Raw genomic sequence first — 21,087 nt, 5'->3', positions numbered from 1 at the left:
ATTTAAATAAATATATCTCATTTACAGTGTTTTATAGTTTTTCTTAATTTTTCTTGGGTGACAGAATTAAAAAATGGTGTCTTTAAATTAAGTAAACCGAATTATTGATACATGACAACTAACACAGATATGTTTGGCGGCGATCAGCTTTTAGAAGAGTTGTTCCGAGAACCTTCCTTTTTGCAATTAATTGCGCAACAAGCTTTGGTTGACGATGCGCAATGGCAACTTTGGTTTGATGAGTATCCGAGGTATCAAGAGGTGAATCTCGTGGCTAGAAAGCTTTACGAGTTAAAATATTATGAATCCACGGTAACTTTCAATGAAACCTATCGCTCAGAAGTTTGGGAAGGTGTTGTCGCGCATTTAGATACTAGCGAAAGCTCAAAACCTGATCGTAATTTGGGAAAACAAAGTTTGATGCGATGGCTACAGTATGCAGCGATTTTTATCTGTGTGAGTGCACTTGGCTTATGGATTTATTTCCAACGGGCCACGATACCTTCGGGTGAAAAATACAGCAGTACAAGCTATAAAAAAGAAATCACCTTGCCGGATGGAACCACACTTTGGCTCAATAAAAACAGTACCGCTGTATATCATGAAGATGAATTTGGTAGAAGACTGGATCTGACTGGAGAAGGTTATTTGCATGTGACAAAGCGAATGGAGCATGGCAAAAAAAAACCTTTTATTGTTGAACATGATGGTCTAAAAGTAGAAGTATTAGGCACTCGTTTTAATGTTATCAATACACCTATAACGAAATTAGTGGCCCTTGATGAGGGAAGTGTGCGGGCAGGTTACGGAAGCGGTAATATGATTATGAAACCAGGTGAAGTTGTAAACGTAGACCGGGGTATATTGAAGCGACTGCCGATACGATCTGGTTTGGTAAATAGTTGGCAGACAGGTATACTCGATTTGGATAAAACTACTTTAAATGAAATCATTATTTGGATGGAATTAACCTACAGAAAGAAAGTGGTTGGCAGGCTTCCTTCAAGTATGATGAAGGCCACAGTGAGTGGCAAGATAGATGTCTCAGAACAGGAAATTGTATTGAGATCAATAGGCAACTTGTATAAGGTTAATATTTCAGAGGAAAAAGACCACTTCGAAATCAAAACGAGCGAATAAACAAAAAATTATAATCTAAATACCCCCTACATTATGAAAAACAAATGGATTCGGCAACTCGCCTGGGCTGGGATTGGTCTGTCATGATTTTCGCTGATCGACGGTGCCTTAGCCTCGGAGATTTATTGGAATACGAATGCTGCAGAACTGTCTTTTGAGCAACAACGAATTGACAAAATAGTGCTTCGATCACTGCGTGTTCCTGAAATTTTACAGATTGTTTCCAAACAGGAGAAAATTTATTTTGCCTATGCAGATGTCCTTATTGAAAAGTTGGCGATTAGCGAAATAGATCCCTTGACTGTGAAATTGTCCTCGCTACCTAAAATTTTGGCGAGAGCTAATCTTCGGATGGTCAAGATCTCGGACAAACAATATGTTATCGAAAAATTTGAGCAATCGACCAGTAATACCATAGAGAGAACCTCCTTAAGTAAGCAGAATTTTATAAATCAGCAATATATTAATGGGACTGTAACTGATAAAGATGGAAAGCCGTTGACAGGCGTTACAGTAAAAGTTTTAAAGGGAACAACAGCAGTTAGAACGGATGCTGAGGGGAAGTTTAACATAGAAGCAGCCATTGGAAGTACTTTACAGTTCAATCTTTTGGGGTATCAGGCTGTTAGTCGAGAAATTAATTCTGATGCACCAATGACTGTACAACTCATTACGGCTATTACCAATTTGGACGAGGTTATCGTTGTCGGGTACGGTACACAAAAGAAAGCTGATTTGACAGGGTCAGTAGGTGTAGTGGATGTTGGCAAATCTTTAAAGTCAAGGCCGGTTACAAACGTTCAGGAGCTTTTGGCCGGAACAATTCCCGGTGTCAATGTGAGTAAGGGGAGTGGTGCTGTAGGCAGTGGGGCCTCAATTAACATCCGTGGAACATCAACAATTGGTGGCAGCTCAGGAGCATTGGTACTCATCGACGGAGTACCGGGTAATATCAATACGCTAAACTCTAATGATATCGAGAGTGTTTCGATTTTAAAAGACGCTTCATCTGCTTCAATATATGGGTCTCGTGCGGCAAATGGTGTAATCTTAGTCACCACTAAAAGTGGCCAGGCATTTGATAAACTGTCTATTGAAGTCAATACAGGAATAGGTATTCAGTCACCGCAGCAACATATTGATTTCGTAGGCTCAGAAGATTTTATGAAGTTGTGGGATCAAGGACTTGTAAATGATGGAAAAGCTGTATTGTATGGAGAAAAAGGTTTGCAAGATTTACACGATGGAAAATATGCCAATGTTAAATGGTACGAAGAGATTTATAAGAAAAACAGAATTATTAATAATAATTATTTGTCGCTTTCCGGCAACAACGAACGCGTAAAATATAGATTTTCGGCTTCACACGATTTCCAAAACGGAACATTGCCCAACAACAAATATAACCGTATTATTTTAAAGCCAGATATGACATTTCATATCTCCGAAAAGATTGATGCGCGGGCAAATATTCAATATACTGAAACCTATATTGATGCTCCTCAGGGCGGAACAGAAATTTGGCAGACACAAGCCACGCGTGTTGCACCTATTTATTCTGTACAAAATCAACTGGGACAGTATGGTCCAGGTTCTTCGATGGTTAACAACCCCATTGCGGGAGTTTACCAATCTGGGGTCAATCGACAAAAATACAAGGAGCTATTGGGTATTTTCGAACTGACCTATAAACCGATAGAAGATTTGGAGCTTAAAGGAAATTTTTCCCGTTATACGTTTGATAACTGGAGTAAAAACCGTGTCTTGAGTTACAATTTATATGATGATGCTGGAAATGTAGTTTCTGTTCAAAATCGGGTCACAAATTTAACTGATGGAGCGAGCAACAATTACCGTAATATGCTACAATTTACAGGTACCTACAAAAAGGATTTCGGTGATCATCACTTCAAATTGCTAGGCGGATATTCGCAGGAGTATTTTAATACTTCAGGTTTTACAGCATTTCGGGACAATTTGCCTTTTCCGAACATTGATGTGCTAAATAGCGGAGCCCAGACCAATATGATTTCGACAGGGGATGCCAGCGATGTGGCTATCCAATCTTACTTCTCGCGATTGAATTATGATTATAAAGGGAAATATCTATTCCAGGCCAATGTTCGAGCTGACGGATCGTCACGGTTTGCAAAAGGACATCGTTGGGGTGTATTTCCATCGTTTTCTGCAGGGTGGAATATTCATCAGGAAGATTTCTTTCATGCTGATTTCCTGAGCACTTTAAAATTGAGAGGATCTTGGGGAATTTTGGGTGATGCCGAAAAGGTAGGATATTATGCTACTGCTGCCGTATTAACTTATGATCCGGCCATGTATGGATTCAATGGCGTTGTGGTACCCGGTGCTTGGAACAATGTCTCGATCAATCCAAATATTAGCTGGGAAGAGTCCAAACAGAGCAACTTAGCTGTTGATTTGGGTCTATTCAACAAAGTGAATATAACCGCGGAGTATTTTATCAATAATCGCGATAATATCTTATATGCACCGCCCGTACCTACAGAGTTTGGCTTAGCCGGACCCTTGGCCAATTTGCTGAGTTTGCGGAGTCAGGGAATGGAGTTTCAGGTCGGATATAATGATCGCAAAAATGATTGGTACTGGTCCGTCGATGCTAACGCTTCTTTTTCTAAAAATAAAGTTAAGAATCTCGCGGGGACAGGCCCATGGATTGGAAGCCAAACCTTTACGGATATAGGATATACTTATAATCTTCCTTACGGCTATCAAGCCGAGGGGTTGTTCCAATCTGAAGCGGAAATTGCCAATAGTGCGTCACAGGGGGCAAATATTTTTCCGGGAAATATTAAATACAAAGATCAGGATGGAAATGGTGTCATCAATGGAGACGACCGTGTGATATTGCGCGATAAACCTGTCATACGTTATGGACTGAATTTGGGATTGGGTTGGAAAAATTTGGATATATCGGTCAATATGTACGGTGCCTTGCAGAATACGCGATATATCAGTGGCTATGAAGGCTGGGCCTTTTTCCTGACACAGAATGCCCGTCCTATGCACATGGACAACTGGACTCCGGAAAACCCCAATGCAAGCTATCCTCGGCTCTCTTTACAATACACATCAAACGATACGCAATATTCCGATTATTGGCTACGAAAGGCCAACTATCTAAAGATTCAGAATGCACAAATTGGCTATACGTTTCCGGCTACTTTACTTTCGAGCTTGAAAATTGCAGGGCTGCGTGCCTTTTTGTCTGCACAAAACTTAGCTACGATTACGGATTACAAGGGATTTGATCCTGAAGGATCCTATTACCCTATTTCGAGGACATTTTCTTTTGGTGTAAATCTTAAATTTTAATACAATGTTTAACAAATATATACTTAGATCGGCTGTTTGTTTAGCTATTCTTGTTGGTACTGCCGCCTGTGAGAAATTTATTGAAAGAGACCCGTTGTCAGAGGCCTCGGAAACGACCTATTGGAAAACCGAAAATGATGCATTGGTCGGATTGAATGCTGTTTATACCGCTTTACCAACTGCTCGGGATTTTTGGCGGGATTGTCAGAGTGATAATTCAGCAATGACAAATGCATGGGGTGAAGGAGGTCTAGGTTATATCAGTATGGGGAACCAAAACGCAGCGACAGGTTATATCGCTGAGGAATGGCGCTATGACGATGTTCGTAAATGCTTGTATTTTTTGGAACGGCTACGGGGAATGACTATTGATCAGAGCAAGAAAGATCGCTTTGAAGCTGAGGCGCGTTTTGTATTAGGCATGAAATACCTTCGTATGGTACAGCACTTTGGGAATATCCCATTGATCAAAGAGAGTCCAGTTCCAATCGACGAAAGTTCCTTACCAAGGACCAATAAAGAGGAAGTCTTAGCTTATGCATTGGAAAATGCCCAGTTTGCCATTGATCATCTACCAGCAAGATTTACCGGAGCGGACCTGGGACGAATAAATAAGGCCGCAGCTTATTTGCTGAAAGCAAATATCTCTTTATATCAGGCGAGCATCAAACAGTTTCATGAAAATGGATCGGCCGCAACGCTTTGGCAGCAGGCTTATGAGGCTGCAGCTGAGGTACAAAAAATGGGTTATTCTTTGGTTGACGATTATGCCGAAGTATTTAAACAAGCCAATAATGCGAATACAACTGAGGTTATTCTCGCCCGTCAATATGTAGAGGATAAGATCACACACATGACGCCTGTATTGGCATCGCCTTCAGGGACTGGGATTACAGGCAATGGCTGGGCGAGTTTTTGTCCAACACGGGATCTGGTAGATTCTTACCTCTGTACTGATGGTAAAGATATCCGGCAGTCGAGCCTATATGATCCAGTCAACCCCTGGGAGAAGCGTGACTTGAGGTTGAAAAAAACATTTATGTTGCCTGGGGTGCCTGTGTTGCGCCCGAATGGGCAATATGTTGCTTATCAGCCGCATCCGGCCTACAATAAAAGCGAAAAAATCAATAGCGAGGGTGGAGGAATCACCGGTTTTATGTATCTTAAATTCAATGAACCTGAATATGCCAAGCCCGATCAAGGTTTTGCTAACTGGCCAATTTATAGGTATGCTGAGGCCTTGCTAATCGTTGCTGAAGCACTGAATGAATTCAGGCCTGGAGACGCGCTAATAAAAACAACCCTTGATCAGGTTAGAAAAAGAGCAGGACTCCCCGCTGTTACCGCTGCAGAACTAGGCAGTCAAACGACGATGCGACAATTAATCCGGGAGGAACGCCGGCATGAATTTGTCGCCGAACACAAACGCTATTTTGATATTTTGCGTTGGAAAATTGCTGAAGATGTTTTGAGCAAACCAGCGGAGGGAATTAACAGTAATCATAATGATGCGATAGGTGATTGGACCAAACTGCGTTTTCTTGCGCAGAAAAGAGTATTTGATAAAAATAAGCACTATTTGTGGCCAATTCCACAGAATGCAATTGATAGAAACAAAAATTTACTTCCACAAAATCCCGGATGGTAATTATATAAAACGTATGGATAGAAGAAGCTTTTTTAAGAAAACGAGTTTAATTGGTCTAGGTGTACTGGCCAGTCATTTTACAGTTTGGTCCAAATCAATATTTTCCTGGGACAATCCGATACACAATATTCCTGAGGAGAAGGATATAGATAAGCAATGGCTCGCCTCTTTGCATCAGAGGGGCGAGAAAATTGCCTACCGAAAGAGTAAAAATGAACTGCGTTATATTGGTATGCCAGTTGGTGGATTGCATACAGGTACAGTATATCTCGGAGGCGATGGACGCTTGTGGTTATGGCAGATATTTAATACAGCTTATGATGGTGAACGCGAAGGTATAGAATCCAAAAATGTGCAATGGAATAATGGGAAAGAGCTGGTGACTGTCCGTCCACGGGATGGGGCAGCCTATATCGAGCCAGCCATTGCGGACAACTTACGCAGTATGGAGCAAGGTTTTGCAATATCAGTTGCTGTTGGAGGAAAACAAGTCGTCAAAGAACTCCGTGAAAATCATTGGGACGAGATTGTGTTTGAACCGACTTATCCAACTTGCCGGGTTACATATAGTAGCGCCAACTTTCCTGTGGAAGTCGTACTGACCGCCTATTCACCATTTATTCCGTTAGACCAGGATAATTCTTCCTTACCCTTAACGACATTACATCTGGAATTACGGAATAAAATAAATACACCAGTCGAAATAAGCCTAACAGGCTGGATGGAAAACGGCGTGTTTAAGGGACGTAAAGATCTCAAAGCGGTTCGTAAAGTATCCCGCTTCTTAGATAAAGCTGGCGTAAAAGTCTTAAACTACAGTTGTGAGCAGGTACCTGATAGTGTATTGCAAGCTGGCGATTATGGTACAATGGCCTTTACTTGTTTGGATCCTCAGGCATGGGTACATACCAAGCTGGAACACTGGCCTGTGACACCATACTCATTACAATCGGATCTTAATGATTCGGTCGTCGACTTCGCTGATTTACAAGTGGGTGCCTATACCGTTAAGCGGATTATAAAACCAACAGAGACCAGTCAGATTTCGTATGCGATCTCCTGGCATTTTAATAATCCACATCCCAAGTTGAAAGCGCATTTAAAGGATGCTCAAAATGGCTATTGGTACGGTGCAAAATTCACCGATGCAGTGGCAGTCATTGACTATTATCTGGCGCATCGGCAAAAGCTTGATGGGGAAACGCTGGCCTGGCAACAAACCTGGAATGATTCGACATTACCCCATTGGTTTATGGACCGTACCTTTGTTAATATAGGAACCTTGGCGACAGCAAATACGATGCGTTTCGCTTCAGGAAGGTTTTGGGGTTGGGAAGGTATTGGAGCTTGTGCCGGTACCTGCACCCATGTGTGGCAGTATGGGCAGTCTATGGGACGTATATTTCCTGATATTGAGCGCAATTTACGCGAGGTTACTGACCTCGGGGTGGGTTTTCAGCCAGAAACCGGCGCAATTATCTTTCGGGCAGAATATGAAAAAAGACCCGCCATCGACGGGCAGGCTGGTGTTATCCTTCGTTTTTATCGGGATCATCAGATGAGTAATGATGACACATTCTTAAGACGTAACTGGCCAAAACTTAAACAGGCGATTCAATTTGTTCTCGATCAGGATAAAAACGGAGATGGTATGACCGATACGCCAATGGAAAATACATTGGACGCGGTTTGGGAAGGAGAGATCGGCTGGATTGTAGGACTTTGTCTCGCTGCCATACAAGCTGCAGCATTGATGGCCGAAGAAGCTGGCGATAGGAAATTTCAACATATCTGCATGGACTATGTCAGAAGAGGAACTGAAAACATGGATAAATATCTTTTTAACGGAGAGTATTATATTCATCGACCAGATGCGATACAGGGAAGGAAGAAGCTAGGTTCCTACAATACCTGTCATATTGATCAGGTCTATGGACAGGCCTGGTGTTTTCAAGTGGATATGCCCCGGATTAATGATAGAGAGAAAACATTATCCGCCCTAAAGGCACTTTGGAAATATAATTTTGCGATGGATGTGGGACCCTATATTAAGACACACCTGGGAGGACGACCATATGCATTGGCAGGTGAAGGTGGGATGGTCATGAATACCAATCCAAAAAATGATGAAAAAGCTTATGGCGATAATATGACTTGGCAACTGGGTTACTTTCATGAATGTATGAGTGGATTTGAACATCAGGTAGCTGCGCACATGATGGCCGAGGGTATGATCGACGAAAGTTTGGCCATGACCAGGGTAATTCACGACCGCTACCATGCGGCAAAAAGAAATCCCTTTAACGAAATTGAATGCAGCGATCACTATGCGCGTGCGATGGCGAGTTACGGAACCTTTATCAATGCCTGTGGCTTTAGTTATCACGGTCCAAAAGGTCAGATCGGTTTTGCCCCAAAAATAGGATCTTCAGATTTTAAAGCGCCTTTTACCACCGCGATGGGATGGGGGACCTACATTCAAAAGCAGCAAAACAAAGGAAAGCGTGTTTGTCAGTTAACATTAAATTATGGCGCGTTGGAACTTAAAGAATTTCATCTGGGCGATGCCGAAGAGCTATCACTTGATGCTAAGCAGATTACTGTGCTACAAAATGATAAACAAATATCAATTCATAAAGTGAAACGTCAAGGAGCGCGTTTGGCGATCAATTTTAAAGACAAAGTAGGACTAAAAAAAGGCGATACATTAACTATTCGATGGTCATGAAAAAAATAGCGAATAAACTACTTGTGATAATAAGTCTTTTCTTGGTTATGGGATGTATGTCATCAGGAGATCAAAAGGCCGGATCTGTGCCAAAATCCGATTGGGGAGAGGTGCTTTCGCAAAAAGTACCCTTACTTGGACATCGCAATTGGATATTGATCGTTGATAAAGCTTATCCCGCACCAGCGGGGACGAATATACTTGTTCTCGATTCAAAAAAACAGATGCCGGAAGTACTGGACCGTGTTGTACAATTGCTCGATAAACAGCATCATGTAAAACCTATCTTTTACTTCGATAAAGAATTTGATTATTTAGACGATGGACTTGTCCCGGGATTAAAAGAATACAAAGTGAACCTAACAAAACTTTTACCTCATATAGAAAAGCAGCCCCTGTTGCACGAAGATGTTTTTGGGAAAATGGATAAAGCAGCTGACCTTTTCCAGATAATTGTCGTGAAAACAGAATCACTTATCCCGTATAGTTCAGTTTTTATAGAACTTGACTGTAAATACTGGGATGCTAACCGTGAAAAGATTTTACGTGAGCGGATGACAAAGTCGACAGAATAAAGCCTTCAATCTTGTAGTAATTTAGACAATTGACTGCAGAGCTAAATGGATAAAATAATTTACGCATCCATTTAGCTCGGTAGTTATCCAATGGTATACTTCTTAGGTTTTGGGCTTAACTGTTTTTTCGCAATCCAACCACAATCGATGTGAGTAATACAATGCTGTATGCCCACATTAACCAAGAACCAAAGGTTGTCGCACTGTTTGGGGCCATGTTAGGAAAGATGTGTTCAAAAAACTGAATAATGAACGTATCGAGAACCATTCCTGGTAATACCAACAATACGCCAGCGACGATATTTTCGAATCCTGAAAGGTTAAATCTTTTGAAAGTTAGAACTGAAATCAATACTAATGCGGGTATTAAAGCTACATATAAACTAGTAAGTATTGGTACTGAATCTGTGATAAAAAAGAATTGTCCTGCAAAGCGAAAAGCCAACGTTGCTAAAAACCAAATTAGAAAACCTATCGTAAGAACCGGTAAAATAAACGTATTTTTCATTTTGAACATGTTGAACAAAGTAGATATTCGGTAAACCTCACTTTCGAAAACTCATTTACAGGAAAACCCTGTACTTAGTGATGAAATTACAAAAATTTTTGTAAAGGATTAGGGACCTTAATTCTCTGACTTTATATTCAATATCAAAGGCCCTTCCATTAGGTGATCAAAATATGCAGAATCGTTTTGAAAATAACAGAATCTTTAGTAAATATTAGTTATTTTAGTTCGTAACAAGGAGGTCTAATGATCTTTTGTTAATTGTCATAAATATAACCGAATAGTACAAATAATTAAAAGAATAATAAAGCCTACAATGAACGATGAATTATTGGATTCTCTGAAAAGTGATCTGGATTTAGAAGGATCATTTAAGAATGGGCAATTTGGTATTTATTCCGACTATCGGGAAAGGGATGATGTATACTTCATTAAAGCGAATAAAGAAGGACTAAAATTGTTTGCTTATCAGTTATTATGCGCTGCCAAGGATTTTGAACATCAGGAACAAGAACAGGCATTTCAGAATATTGCATTGGAAGAGGTCTCTTGGATGCTTAAAGATTCTGAGATTGTTTTAAAACACATTGAAGATCCTTCGATGATTAACGTTAGTGAAACCGAAGCAGCTAAATCGAGATGGAAAGATAGAGCTGTAACAATAGGTTGCTTTATTATACTCGCATTCCTTTTGATTTCATTGATTGTCGGGATTTATACAGTCATTAATTCTATTTTATAAAGGTTATGCAATTCAATGCATTATATCCGGATCTTATAAGGTAGAGGATCTTTATAATGACAATTTGGCGGTCAATATCATCTTGAGCCATAACAATGTCTATTCTGAAAATGCTTTTTCAAAAATAGTCAATATGAACACATGATAACAAACCTTCCGAACAGTTCAGGAAGAGCGGTATCTTGTCCCTTTGTTCAAGCAAAGAGATCATAAAGCCATAGATGAGAGAATTTGTTCGACTCCGAAATTGCGGAAAGACTTAATCTACTATGAAACAGCAATCATAAAATGCACAGAAAAGATAATATCAAATTTACGCAAACGTTTGTTTTCATAATTAGATTTTTAAATTGAAAAAATCATGTAAGTTTGTTGTGACGACCAATCATATCGCCAGCAGAAAGATTATGAAATCGACACTATTAATCAAAGATATTTCTGATTTTGAAATGTTGGTGAATACTCATACCGACAAGTTAACGCAAAGCGCTTTCCTAAAAATTGGAAATTTGCAGGACGCAGAGGATCTCGTGCAGGACCTTTTTGTCAATCTCTGGGTTAAAAGAGAATCCATCGTTGTGCACGGTTCAGTCAATAATTACCTCCATGTAGCCCTCCGAAATAAAATTATGAACTATTTTGTCAAGGCAAAACTCCATCAGGATGTGAAAGACAGGCTGTCAATACATCTCGAGGTTGTGGATCTCTCCTTAGTAAACCTATTAATTGAAAAAGACTTGAATACCTTGTTTTCGGAAATTTTGAGCGAGTTACCGGATCATATGCAAAAGATTTTTAGGCTGCGAAATGAAGATTTTACACTAAAAGAGATTGCTGTCGCATTGGGCCTTGCGGAGCAGACTGTCAAAGGTTACAGTGCTGAAATGCACCGTCGCATCAAAGCCATGCTGATCGAACGGCATCCTGAATTTGCCCGCTCATTGACAGCATTATTATCATTTTTACTAATCAAATAATTTTTTTTAATTCCTTACATACTTTTGATTCTCACCAACTGTCTTACTAGAAAGAGCAAACCTAGAAAAGATTAAGCGTGGATCAAAAACAGTTAAAAAAGCTAATCAAGAAGTACCAAGATGGTACAGCCAATGCAGCCGAGAAATTTATCGTGGAATATTGGTACGAAACCTTGGACCAACAAGAGCCCGAAGCTTCAGAGATAGACTTTGTTCCGGAACGAAGCGATCTCAGGACCCGGATTATTGATGCTGCGGCCGGATACACAGTCAAGCGATCGAGCTACCGATATCGCTTTTTATATGGGGCAGTGGCGAGCATCATACTCTTGATACTTTCTACCGTTTTATATCATCAATACTTTTCGGTATCGCAGATCGACAGTCTTATCAAACCAATCAAGACAGCCCATCTTAATAAGGGAACTATATCCACCGGTACTGGCGAACGGAAAACAGTCATCTTGAACGACGGTACAAAAGTGATCCTGAATGCGAATTCTAGTCTTACTGTTGGTGACTACGACCGCAAGCGGGAGGTAAATCTGTATGGAGAAGCTTTCTTTGATGTCAAAAAAGATCCTTCCAGACCATTCACCGTCCATGGTGGTGGATTACATATCAAGGTGCTGGGTACCAGTTTTAATGTCAAAGCTTATCCTGATATCCATAATACATCCGTATCCGTGCGCACGGGTAAGGTTCAAGTTGACAATAACAAGAAAAATCTGCACACACTGAGGCCGGATGAGAATATAGTCTATGATCGCAAGTCCAGTGATTATAAATTGACCAATGCTGAGTATGTTTTAGAATCATCCTGGTTGTCTGACCATGTTAAGCTAGATCAGGCCAGCTTTGAAGAATTGAGCCAAAACTTTAAAAATTTCTACGGATTCACACTCTATACAGCCGATGAAAAACTATTAATAGATCGCTACAACATCAGCTTCCGACAATCCAAAACAATGGAAGCTGCGCTAGAAGAGATTCAGTTATTGACCGGAAAAAAAATCAGTATCAAAAATAAGCAGGAGGGAAAAGAGATCATTTTATATTAAAAATAAAAGGGCTCACATAGTGTAAGACCCTTTACAGAAAATTATGGAATCTATCTGACCCGATTCCATAATCGGTTTCATGGATGTAAAACCTTTAATCAACACAAAATTAACAAATGATTAACAAAAAACTAATTATAAAAGAAAAAAGAAGCAACAAATACCTTTCTTTAACCCTCGGGGGGGCGCTGCTGCTATTTTCTAGTACTGTCCCCTGGAACAGTACATTTGCACAGGCAAATGACAAAATATACAACCAAAATTATCAAAGGACCACACTGCGCGACGTTATCATTGACCTTCAGAAGAAGTCGGGATCAGACATTTCGTTTACAGAGAGCCTGGGCCTAAAAAATATTAGTATAGCTAAATTTGATACAAAAAATGAATCTTTGGAACAAGTCTTAAGGAGATTACTGACTCCTTATGGAATTCAGGTAAAAAAGACAGATAATGGTTTTGTTTTGGCCAGACAGACACCGCAGGAGGGTAAGCCTATTTCAGGAAAAGTGATTGATTCATCCGGTATGCCGGTTTCAGGGGCTACCTTAAATTTAAAGCGTGCCAATACAAAATCCAAAAGTGATGATAAGGGTACTTTTTTACTTAATTCAATTTTCCCTTCGGATACTTTGTCCGTGCATTTTATGGGTTTTAAGGCCATCGATACCTTGGTGACAGATGAGCTTGCGGGAGATCTGGTGATCCGTTTGGCGGCTGACCAGGCGCGCGAACTTGATGAAGTCGTGGTGGTAGGGTATGGTGTCCAAAAGAAAGTTAACCTCACGGGATCTGTTGCGGTCGTAGATGGTAAGCGTTTACAGGATAGACCGGTAAACAATGTTTCCCAATCGCTTTATGGAACGGTCAGTGGCCTGACGATAGCCTATGGCAGCAATGGCTTTGAACCTGGTGCGGCACCCTCTGTGCAGATCAGGGGCCAGGGTAAACCTTATGTCCTGATCGATGGTACCGCCGGAGACATTAATACGATTGATCCGAATACTGTCGAAAGTGTTTCTATCTTAAAAGATGCAGCTGCTTCAGCAATCTATGGTGCCCGCGCACCTTATGGAGTCTTACTGATTACGACCAAATCCGGGAAAGCTAATCAGAAACCACAAGTCGATTTTTCAATGAATGGAGGACCTACAACCATTATCAATAAACCAAAGATGGTGGATTCCTATACATTTGCACGGGCTATGAATCAAATGCATGACAACCAGGGTGTTGCCAGGTTGTTTTCTGAATCTACCATCGATAGGATTATTGCATATATTGATGATCCTACACTTCCTGAAACTGTCCCTGATGTCAACAACCCGCGTAAGTGGTCAACCTATCAATTCTCAAATGGTAATAATGATTGGATAGATATCCATTATGGTAATGGTCGCCGGATGCAAGAAAATCTATCTGTTAAGGGAGGATCAAAAGACATGTCTTATTTTTTGTCTCTCGGACATGCATCCGAAAAAGGGGTGCTGAGAATGGTCGATGATAAGTATAAACGCTACAATTTTCAGGCTAAACTCGATGCCAATATTACAGACTGGTGGAAGATCAGCTCCAATACAAGGCTCACAAATGCAGTCCGTGATAGGCCTATATACAACGGTGAGGGGGAATATGGCATGATTATCCACCAGATCTTGAGAACGCATCCCGAGGTTTTCCTTAAATCGCCAAATGGTTATTATTCGCAACTCTCACGTGTGCCGCAGATGCAGGCCGGTTATCAGAAGTTAACAAATAATACGCTAGTGCAGCGCTTGGCGACTGAAATCAGTCCGCTCCAAAACTGGAAAATAAATGCTGATTATTCGATGGATTATCAGATTTTTGATTATGCTGGCGTCAATCAGGTAGCTTATGAAGATGAAGTAGATGGTACGCTCGTTCCAATAGCACTTACCGTTCCTCCGTATATTCAAAAGAAAAAATCCAATACCACCTACAAAGCGCTTAATATTTATACAACTTATAATTTAGATCTAGGAAGGGATCACCATTTTACGGTACTGGCTGGCTTTCAGAATGAAATCAGCAAACTGGATTCGATGAGTGGATTAAGAAGGGAACTCATTGTTCCTGATATCCCATCTTTTACAACAGCAACAGGTGAAATGCAGGTGGGGGACGGTCTTACCCATTGGTCGACTTTAGGCTATTTTGCACGATTAAATTATAATTATGCAGACAAATATTTGATCGAGGCAAATGTCCGCTATGATGGCACATCCAAATTTGCCCGCGGCAGACGCTGGGGGGCATTCCCTTCCGTATCCGCGGGATGGGTGGTTTCTAAAGAATTGTTTTGGCAGCCTCTACTGGATTATATCCCATTTATGAAACTGAGGGCATCATGGGGGAAGCTGGGTAACCAAAATGTTGCTGCCTATCAGGATTTGGCATTATTGGGGGTACAAAGTAACCTGGGCTGGCTTATTGACGGCATGCGGCCAGCGTACACTACAGCACCAAACTTGGTAAATCGCTTTCTTACCTGGGAGTCATCACGTTCAATGAATACGGCCGTCGAACTGGGATTTTTCCAAAACCGCCTGCAAGCTGAATTTGAATACTATCAACGGCTGACCTATGACCGTCTTGGACCAGCGCAGGCACTTCCCGCGGTATTAGGAGCGAATATTCCTAGAGAAAATAATTCAGAGCTCAAAACCAAGGGGTGGGATTTCAGTTTACGCTGGAATGGAAAAATAGGCTCTGATTTTAATTATTCCGTTGCGGCTAATGTTTTTGATTACAAAAATATAATTACGAAGTATACGAATCCTACGGGTATCCTGACAACGGATTATGTAGGTAAAGATGCCGGAGAAATTTGGGGCTATGAAACTGTTGGTCTGATCAAAACCAAGGAGCGCGCTGATGAGATCAATGCATCGGGCTACCAAAAATTTATCAATGGACAGCCCTGGCAGACAGGGGATATAGAATACCGTGATCTCAACGGGGATGGGCTAATCAATAAGGGTAAAAACACTATAAATGACCATGGAGACCTTAAAATCATTGGTAATTCAACGCGCCGTTATCAGTTTGGACTTAATTTAACAGCTAATTACAAAAATGTTGATATAGCGGTGTTTATCCAAGGTACTGGAAAGCGTGATCTATGGCTGGATGGCAATGTATTTTGGGGTTTTAGGGCCTGGAATCAATCCTCTCTGTTCCCACATCACATGGATTACTATCGGGATACCGAAGGCGACCGGTATTCGGGACTTGGTATAAACACTGAAGCTTATTTTCCGCGACCTTATAGTAATACCACTCAAGATAGTAAGAATAAGCAAATGCAGACGCGCTACCTGCAGAATGGTGCCTATGCACGCCTTAAAAATCTACAGATAGGCTATACCATTCCTGCGTTAATGCTCCAGAAAATAGGATTAAAACGCGCCCGTATTTATTTTTCAGGCGAGAATATCTATACCATATCCAAACTTCCTAGCGCATTTGATCCTGAAACAGCGATGTTGGGAGAATTTGGGGATGGCAAAGGCATGTTTTCGCAAGCAATTTGGGCATTCGGGATAAATATTTCGCTTTAATATCATTTGATTTGAACGTAAAGGTAGCTACTTGGGTAGCGAAGGAAAATTATATCTAGCAATTAATAACCAATGAAAAAAATCATAACCTTACTATATACGACAGTCATTTTACTGTTGGTCGGTTCCTGCTCCGAAGATTTTTTGGATAGGCCTCCATTGACACAGATTGAAAACGAAAGCTATTGGAAAACAGCCAAAGACCTAGAGAATTATACGATTCAATTCTATACGGTATTTCCGGCTTTTAATACAGTAGGTAGTTTCCTTGGTGTGATCGGTTGGGATGGTTCCCGTGGATCCGACGTTCAGATTTCCAGTTCGCCTAGTACAGTCTGGAATGGTACCGAATCGCCGGTTTCATCGGGCGGAAACTGGACCTGGGGTAATATCCGTAGTGTCAATATCTTTTTTAAGAATTATACGAAATGCAAAGATCCTTTTGAAAAATATAAGCAGTTTTTAGGCGAGGCGCATTTTTTTAAAGCTTGGTTTTATTTCGAAAAAGTCAGGCTTTACGGTGATGTTCCCTGGTATACGGAGCCATTGGAGATGGACTCTGAGGAGCTATTCAAAGCACGTGACCCACGTACAACGGTAGTCGATTCGATTTTGGCACACCTGGATAAAGCGATTGAATATCTAGAGCCTGTGGCTACAGTAAAAGGAAAAAACAATCGGCTTTCCAAACAGGCTGCCCTGCTTTTCAAATCCAGAGTCGCCCTATTCGAAGGCAGCTGGCAGAAATACCACAAAGGTACAGCATTTGGTACTGCTGGCGTTGATCCCACTAAGTACTTCCGTCAAGCTGCTGCCGCTGCCGAAACGTTGATGGATGCGAAATATGGCATGTCCCTGTATAACAACAACGATCCGGAAAACGATTACTGTAAACTATTTTCCCTGAAAGATCAGCTTGCCAATAAAGAGGTGATCCTCTGGAAAGCCTATTCGATCAACCGTGATCTGTCACACTCTTTTCAGATCTACGTGTCCGATCGCACAGCAGGGATATCTATGACTTTTGAACAGGTACAGCATTACCTGGGCCGGAACGGTCAGCCATACGATTATTTTACCCTTGGTAAGACTGTGAAAGGCAATGCTTTTTTAGAAAAAATACGGGCTGATTGTGATCCAAGACTGTCCCAGACGATCTGGACGCCAGGAGCCTTGATGTGGGATAATACCTTTGGTAAAGCCACCTTCAAAAAGCCATTTTTGGATAAATCTGGTGAGGCCTTGAATAATACCGGTTTTCAGATCCGGAAAGGAAATGATCCGAAATCAGCTTTGGCCGGTGGTGGTGTCTCCTGGAGCTCAAGTGATGAAACTGGTGCCATCATTTTCCGTTATGCTGAAGCCTTATTGAACTATGCTGAAGCGAAGGCTGAACTTGGTGAAACAGTCGATTATACCAAATCAATCAATCTGCTCCGCAAAAGATCAGGTATGCCGGATTTTGCTATTACCAACGACCCCAATAAGGACAGATATGCTGATTATGGTTATAATTTATCAGACCAGTTAAAAGAAATCCGTCGTGAACGTACTGTCGAGCTGGGGGCAGAAGGATTTCGCTATGACGATATCCGGCGATGGGCTGCGCATAAACTGATGAAAGGAAAACGTCCTAGAGGCTACCCATTCGCGGCTTCAGACTGGACAGGTACTAAAATCAATTATAAAGTTGATGCGGATGGTCTGTTGGATCCTTTTGTGACACAGCTGCCCAATGGTTATGGGTTTAAGGAAAATAGGGATTATCTCGAATGTATTCCCTTGAATGAAATCACTTTGAATAATAATCTAAAACAAAATCCAGGATGGGAATAAAGTTATTTTTATCGTTGCTCTTCGGCTTATTTTATAGTATAGGGCAAGGTCAATCAGTGCTCAAGATCGGTCTGATAGCTGATCCACAATATGCTGATAAAGATACCCGCGGGAGCCGTTTTTACCGAAATTCACTTGTCAAATTGGATTCGGCTGTTGTGGCTATCAATAAGGAAGGAGTAGATTTTACAGTCATGTTAGGCGATTTGGTCGATGTAGGGCCAAAAGATCTGACTCCTGCACTTCAGCGACTAGAAAAACTCAAACGACCCATCTACAATATTTTGGGAAACCATGATTATGTGGATGTTGAGGATGGATCGGACCTATATAAGTCCTATAAAATGCCGAATCCTTACTATACAGTAGAGAAAGGGGAATGGTTGTTTATTCTTCTTAATACCAATGAACTTGCGGAGTATGCCACCAAAGCAGGATCAGATGAGCGACAGGCCTGGCAAATGCTTAATGATGGACTCAAAACAGAAAAAAGAGGCAACGACCAGCCTTGGAATGGTGGCATAAGCACAACGCAGCTCATATGGATGGAAAAGCAGCTCCAAAAGGCACAGTCAACGGCAAAAAAGGTGATCGTCTTTACACACCACCCCTTGTATCCTGAGAACGGCCTCGAGGCATTGAATAATCGGGAGATATTGGCCATCATTGAAAAATACCCAGTTGTAAAGGCCGTGATATCCGGCCATCATCATCCGGGTAATTTTGCAAGTTACAAAGGTATTCCGATGATTACACTTGAAGGGATGATCGAAACCGCCGAGCGGAATGCTTATGGTATTTTGGAACTGGGGGTACATCAATTGAATCTCCATGGAGAAGGTCGGATGATATCCAGAAAAATTGATTTTTAAACGAAGAAACTTAATATTAAAATATAAAATTATGAGAAAAACAACCTTAATGTTTGGTAAGGCAGTCTGTTTGTTTGCCTGTATGACCTACTTATTCATCGGCTGTCAGAAAGATATTGCCAAAAATGACGAGAACGCTCCTAAAAAAATGGGTAAAGTCAATACGACATTAGCTGGGCCAACATTTGTCAGTGCACATCGTGCTAACGATCTGATTAAAGTCGATGAGATTATCAACGAAGGCATCAATAGTCTCGAAGTGGATATATATGTAGCCAATAAAAATGGTCAACCGACCTGTCTCATCGGCCATGAAGCCGGAACAGCGACCGGACAGACATTGGAACAGTATTTTGCGAATCTAAACAATAAGCTTCCAGGTTTTACATCACTTTGGTTAGATTGTAAAGATTTGAATAGCAGTACGAATGAACAATTGTTTTTAAAGACGCTGAAGAAAATGGATAGCCTATATGCTATTAAAAATAGAGTATTGATAGAAAGCATGTATCCACAACATTTGACAGGGTTCAAACAGCTCGGCTGGAAGGTAAGTTATTATTGTAACTGGTCAGACTTGAGCGGTAAGACCCCAGCACAGCAACAGGTTGTGATGGATGAGATGTACAGCAAACTCAATACTTATGGTGTCGACGGAATTAGTTATGACGCCTCAGTGGATAATGCAATGAAATCCTACTTTCCGACCAAAACTGTTGGTGGGGAGCGTGTGAAAATGTATGCCTGGGCATTATCGCGTTATTATGGAGAAACTGACTTAGCAAGCAAACTGGCAACTTATGCACATCTTGATATTTTATTGATTACATTTTATTCGCCAGAGGGTATTCTGATCAATGGAGCGAATTACAAGATCGCGTCTGCTTTAACAAAAGAACCGAGCAAGCTCGTTGATGTTAATGGCAATCCACCCGTTAATGGTGAAGATGTTACTTTATGGACTTACAATTATCCGACATCATCCAATCAGGTATGGAAGTTGAGAAGTGTGGGTAGTGGATATTATGCGCTGAAGAGCGTGGCTGATACGACTAAAGTATTGGAAGTACGGGGAGGGGGATCCGTAAACAGTACACCTGTACAGGTCGCCACTTTTGCCAACACTTCTGCGCAACGGTGGAAGATCACCTATGTGGGAAGTGGTAATTATAATCTGGAGCCTGCATCTGCTACGGGTAAAAACCTGGATGTAAATGGGTCAAGCACGGCAGATGATACCCAGATACAGATCTATTCAGCACATACTGGAAACGCACAAAAATTCAGATTGGTGAAACAATAAAATTGACAGCAATCAAGGCATTTATTTTGCCTTTAAATTGATAAAAGATAGGTAATTTAGTGTTCAATGTTAGCGCGACTACGAGTTTAATATTCAAAGTCGCGCTTTTTTCTTTGGCCCATAAGAACTGACACAGTTCAGTTTACAGTCTCATCGTTTACCGAATTTTACGTGCTAAATCTAAATAATACTGCTTCCCATATTCATTATTGGCCTTTTGCACTTTGATTTCAAAATATTCCCTAGTCTCAACTTTATATTCTACCGGAATGCTATCTATATATAAATCTATTAAGATTTCAAAAGCACTTTCCGCTATCTTTTTTGGCGACATCATTTTGATACCCATAATATACTTCCATTTGTTATTGTAAGCCTTAAAAGAAGTCAGTCTCGGCAGAAATAAAGCGACATAAGCACCTACATTTTTTCTATCGCTATTTTTCAACATGAATTCATAAATAGCCTTCGTTTCAGGTAGATGATATCGCTGTATCATATTTCCGATAGAAGAGATGAGAAGGACAACAAGCTTGGTATTGTCGCTATGTTTGTCATAAATTGCCAAAAGGTTCTCTACCAATTTGGAGTCGTTAAAAAGGTCATTGTAAAATGCGGAAACTTCTAGCCTTGGCATTTTCTCAAACTCTTTTATTAACGGAAATAGTTCATCATCATTTAACCTCTTCCAGTCTTTAATCTTCTCTACTAATAGACTGATCTTTTCGACGTTCTTTTTGGACATAATAGTAGGATAGCAATCTC

At 40.9% G+C, this 21,087-nt stretch carries 14 protein-coding genes; 12 read left to right on the top strand and 2 right to left on the bottom strand.

From position 1 onward, the window contains the following. Nucleotides 1-111 precede the first annotated feature (111 nt). The 5 genes from M2408_RS15160 to M2408_RS15140 all read left to right on the top strand — a co-directional run bounded on the left by M2408_RS15160 (nucleotide 112) and on the right by M2408_RS15140 (nucleotide 9,442). Entirely contained in the window at nucleotides 112-1,140 is a 1,029-nt protein-coding gene (locus tag M2408_RS15160; protein ID WP_259183163.1) for a FecR family protein, read from the top strand. Nucleotides 1,141-1,320: 180 nt separating this feature from the next. Beyond that, a complete protein-coding gene (locus M2408_RS15155) occupies nucleotides 1,321-4,491 on the top strand; it encodes a TonB-dependent receptor (protein WP_259183162.1) in 3,171 nt (1,056 codons plus the stop codon). A gap of 4 nt (nucleotides 4,492-4,495) precedes the next feature. Continuing rightward, nucleotides 4,496-6,139, top strand: a complete 1,644-nt coding sequence (locus tag M2408_RS15150; RefSeq protein ID WP_259183161.1) for a RagB/SusD family nutrient uptake outer membrane protein — start codon at nucleotides 4,496-4,498, stop codon at nucleotides 6,137-6,139. A 13-nt stretch (nucleotides 6,140-6,152) separates the two neighbouring features. Then, nucleotides 6,153-8,867 (top strand): GH116 family glycosyl hydrolase, encoded by a 2,715-nt coding sequence (locus M2408_RS15145; protein ID WP_259183160.1) that lies wholly within the window; start codon nucleotides 6,153-6,155, stop codon nucleotides 8,865-8,867. Continuing rightward, complete coding sequence (locus M2408_RS15140) at nucleotides 8,864-9,442, top strand: hypothetical protein (RefSeq protein ID WP_259183159.1); 579 nt, start codon at nucleotides 8,864-8,866, stop codon at nucleotides 9,440-9,442. Before M2408_RS15145 ends, M2408_RS15140 begins: the two co-directional genes overlap by 4 nt. Nucleotides 9,443-9,557: 115 nt before the next feature. Here the strand turns inward: M2408_RS15140 and M2408_RS15135 are convergent, their stop codons facing one another. Next, on the bottom strand, nucleotides 9,558-9,950 hold the full coding sequence (locus M2408_RS15135; protein ID WP_259183158.1) for a DUF5367 domain-containing protein: 393 nt from the start codon (nucleotides 9,948-9,950) through the stop codon (nucleotides 9,558-9,560). Between the two features lie 316 nt (nucleotides 9,951-10,266). Between M2408_RS15135 and M2408_RS15130 the strand changes: the two genes are divergently transcribed. The 7 genes from M2408_RS15130 (at nucleotide 10,267) to M2408_RS15100 (ending at nucleotide 20,322) form a co-directional block, all read left to right on the top strand. Beyond that, nucleotides 10,267-10,692 (top strand): hypothetical protein, encoded by a 426-nt coding sequence (locus M2408_RS15130; protein ID WP_259183157.1) that lies wholly within the window; start codon nucleotides 10,267-10,269, stop codon nucleotides 10,690-10,692. A gap of 407 nt (nucleotides 10,693-11,099) precedes the next feature. Beyond that, nucleotides 11,100-11,669, top strand: coding sequence for an RNA polymerase sigma factor (locus M2408_RS15125; protein WP_223583660.1), 570 nt, complete (start codon nucleotides 11,100-11,102; stop codon nucleotides 11,667-11,669). Nucleotides 11,670-11,746: 77 nt separating this feature from the next. Then, nucleotides 11,747-12,730, top strand: coding sequence for a FecR family protein (locus M2408_RS15120; protein WP_259183156.1), 984 nt, complete (start codon nucleotides 11,747-11,749; stop codon nucleotides 12,728-12,730). 116 nt (nucleotides 12,731-12,846) lie between these two features. After that, nucleotides 12,847-16,311: a TonB-dependent receptor gene (locus M2408_RS15115; protein WP_259183155.1), complete on the top strand. Its 3,465-nt coding sequence runs from the start codon at nucleotides 12,847-12,849 to the stop codon at nucleotides 16,309-16,311. A gap of 72 nt (nucleotides 16,312-16,383) precedes the next feature. Then, nucleotides 16,384-18,147: a RagB/SusD family nutrient uptake outer membrane protein gene (locus tag M2408_RS15110; protein WP_259183154.1), complete on the top strand. Its 1,764-nt coding sequence runs from the start codon at nucleotides 16,384-16,386 to the stop codon at nucleotides 18,145-18,147. Further along, the gene (locus M2408_RS15105; protein WP_259183153.1) at nucleotides 18,138-19,019 is read left to right on the top strand and encodes a metallophosphoesterase; all 882 of its coding nucleotides are present in this window, start codon (nucleotides 18,138-18,140) and stop codon (nucleotides 19,017-19,019) included. The genes M2408_RS15110 and M2408_RS15105 overlap by 10 nt, the downstream gene beginning before the upstream one ends. 31 nt (nucleotides 19,020-19,050) lie before the next feature. Beyond that, nucleotides 19,051-20,322, top strand: a complete 1,272-nt coding sequence (locus tag M2408_RS15100; protein WP_259183152.1) for an RICIN domain-containing protein — start codon at nucleotides 19,051-19,053, stop codon at nucleotides 20,320-20,322. Nucleotides 20,323-20,479: 157 nt separating this feature from the next. On the opposite strand, the gene M2408_RS15095 is transcribed toward M2408_RS15100, so the two are convergent. Beyond that, entirely contained in the window at nucleotides 20,480-21,067 is a 588-nt protein-coding gene (locus M2408_RS15095; RefSeq protein WP_259183151.1) for a hypothetical protein, read from the bottom strand. Nucleotides 21,068-21,087 lie beyond the last annotated feature (20 nt).

The organism is Sphingobacterium sp. BIGb0165, assembly GCF_024810095.1.
Lineage (GTDB): Bacteria > Bacteroidota > Bacteroidia > Sphingobacteriales > Sphingobacteriaceae > Sphingobacterium > Sphingobacterium detergens.
The sequence above is the reverse complement of the archived record's forward strand: the minus strand, read 5'-3'. Positions and strand labels throughout refer to the sequence as shown.

Bases quoted from the DNA above. Each gene is read 5' to 3' on its own strand.
- M2408_RS15140 (WP_259183159.1), top strand. From the start codon at position 8,864: ATGAAAAAAATAGCGAATAAACTACTTGTGATAATAAGTCTTTTCTTG.
- M2408_RS15115 (WP_259183155.1), top strand. From the start codon at position 12,847: ATGATTAACAAAAAACTAATTATAAAAGAAAAAAGAAGCAACAAATAC.
- M2408_RS15135 (WP_259183158.1), bottom strand. From the start codon at position 9,950: ATGAAAAATACGTTTATTTTACCGGTTCTTACGATAGGTTTTCTAATT.
- M2408_RS15160 (WP_259183163.1), top strand. From the start codon at position 112: ATGACAACTAACACAGATATGTTTGGCGGCGATCAGCTTTTAGAAGAG.
- M2408_RS15130 (WP_259183157.1), top strand. From the start codon at position 10,267: ATGAACGATGAATTATTGGATTCTCTGAAAAGTGATCTGGATTTAGAA.
- M2408_RS15110 (WP_259183154.1), top strand. From the start codon at position 16,384: ATGAAAAAAATCATAACCTTACTATATACGACAGTCATTTTACTGTTG.
- M2408_RS15095 (WP_259183151.1), bottom strand. From the start codon at position 21,067: ATGTCCAAAAAGAACGTCGAAAAGATCAGTCTATTAGTAGAGAAGATT.
- M2408_RS15150 (WP_259183161.1), top strand. From the start codon at position 4,496: ATGTTTAACAAATATATACTTAGATCGGCTGTTTGTTTAGCTATTCTT.
- M2408_RS15105 (WP_259183153.1), top strand. From the start codon at position 18,138: ATGGGAATAAAGTTATTTTTATCGTTGCTCTTCGGCTTATTTTATAGT.
- M2408_RS15125 (WP_223583660.1), top strand. From the start codon at position 11,100: ATGAAATCGACACTATTAATCAAAGATATTTCTGATTTTGAAATGTTG.
- M2408_RS15100 (WP_259183152.1), top strand. From the start codon at position 19,051: ATGAGAAAAACAACCTTAATGTTTGGTAAGGCAGTCTGTTTGTTTGCC.
- M2408_RS15145 (WP_259183160.1), top strand. From the start codon at position 6,153: ATGGATAGAAGAAGCTTTTTTAAGAAAACGAGTTTAATTGGTCTAGGT.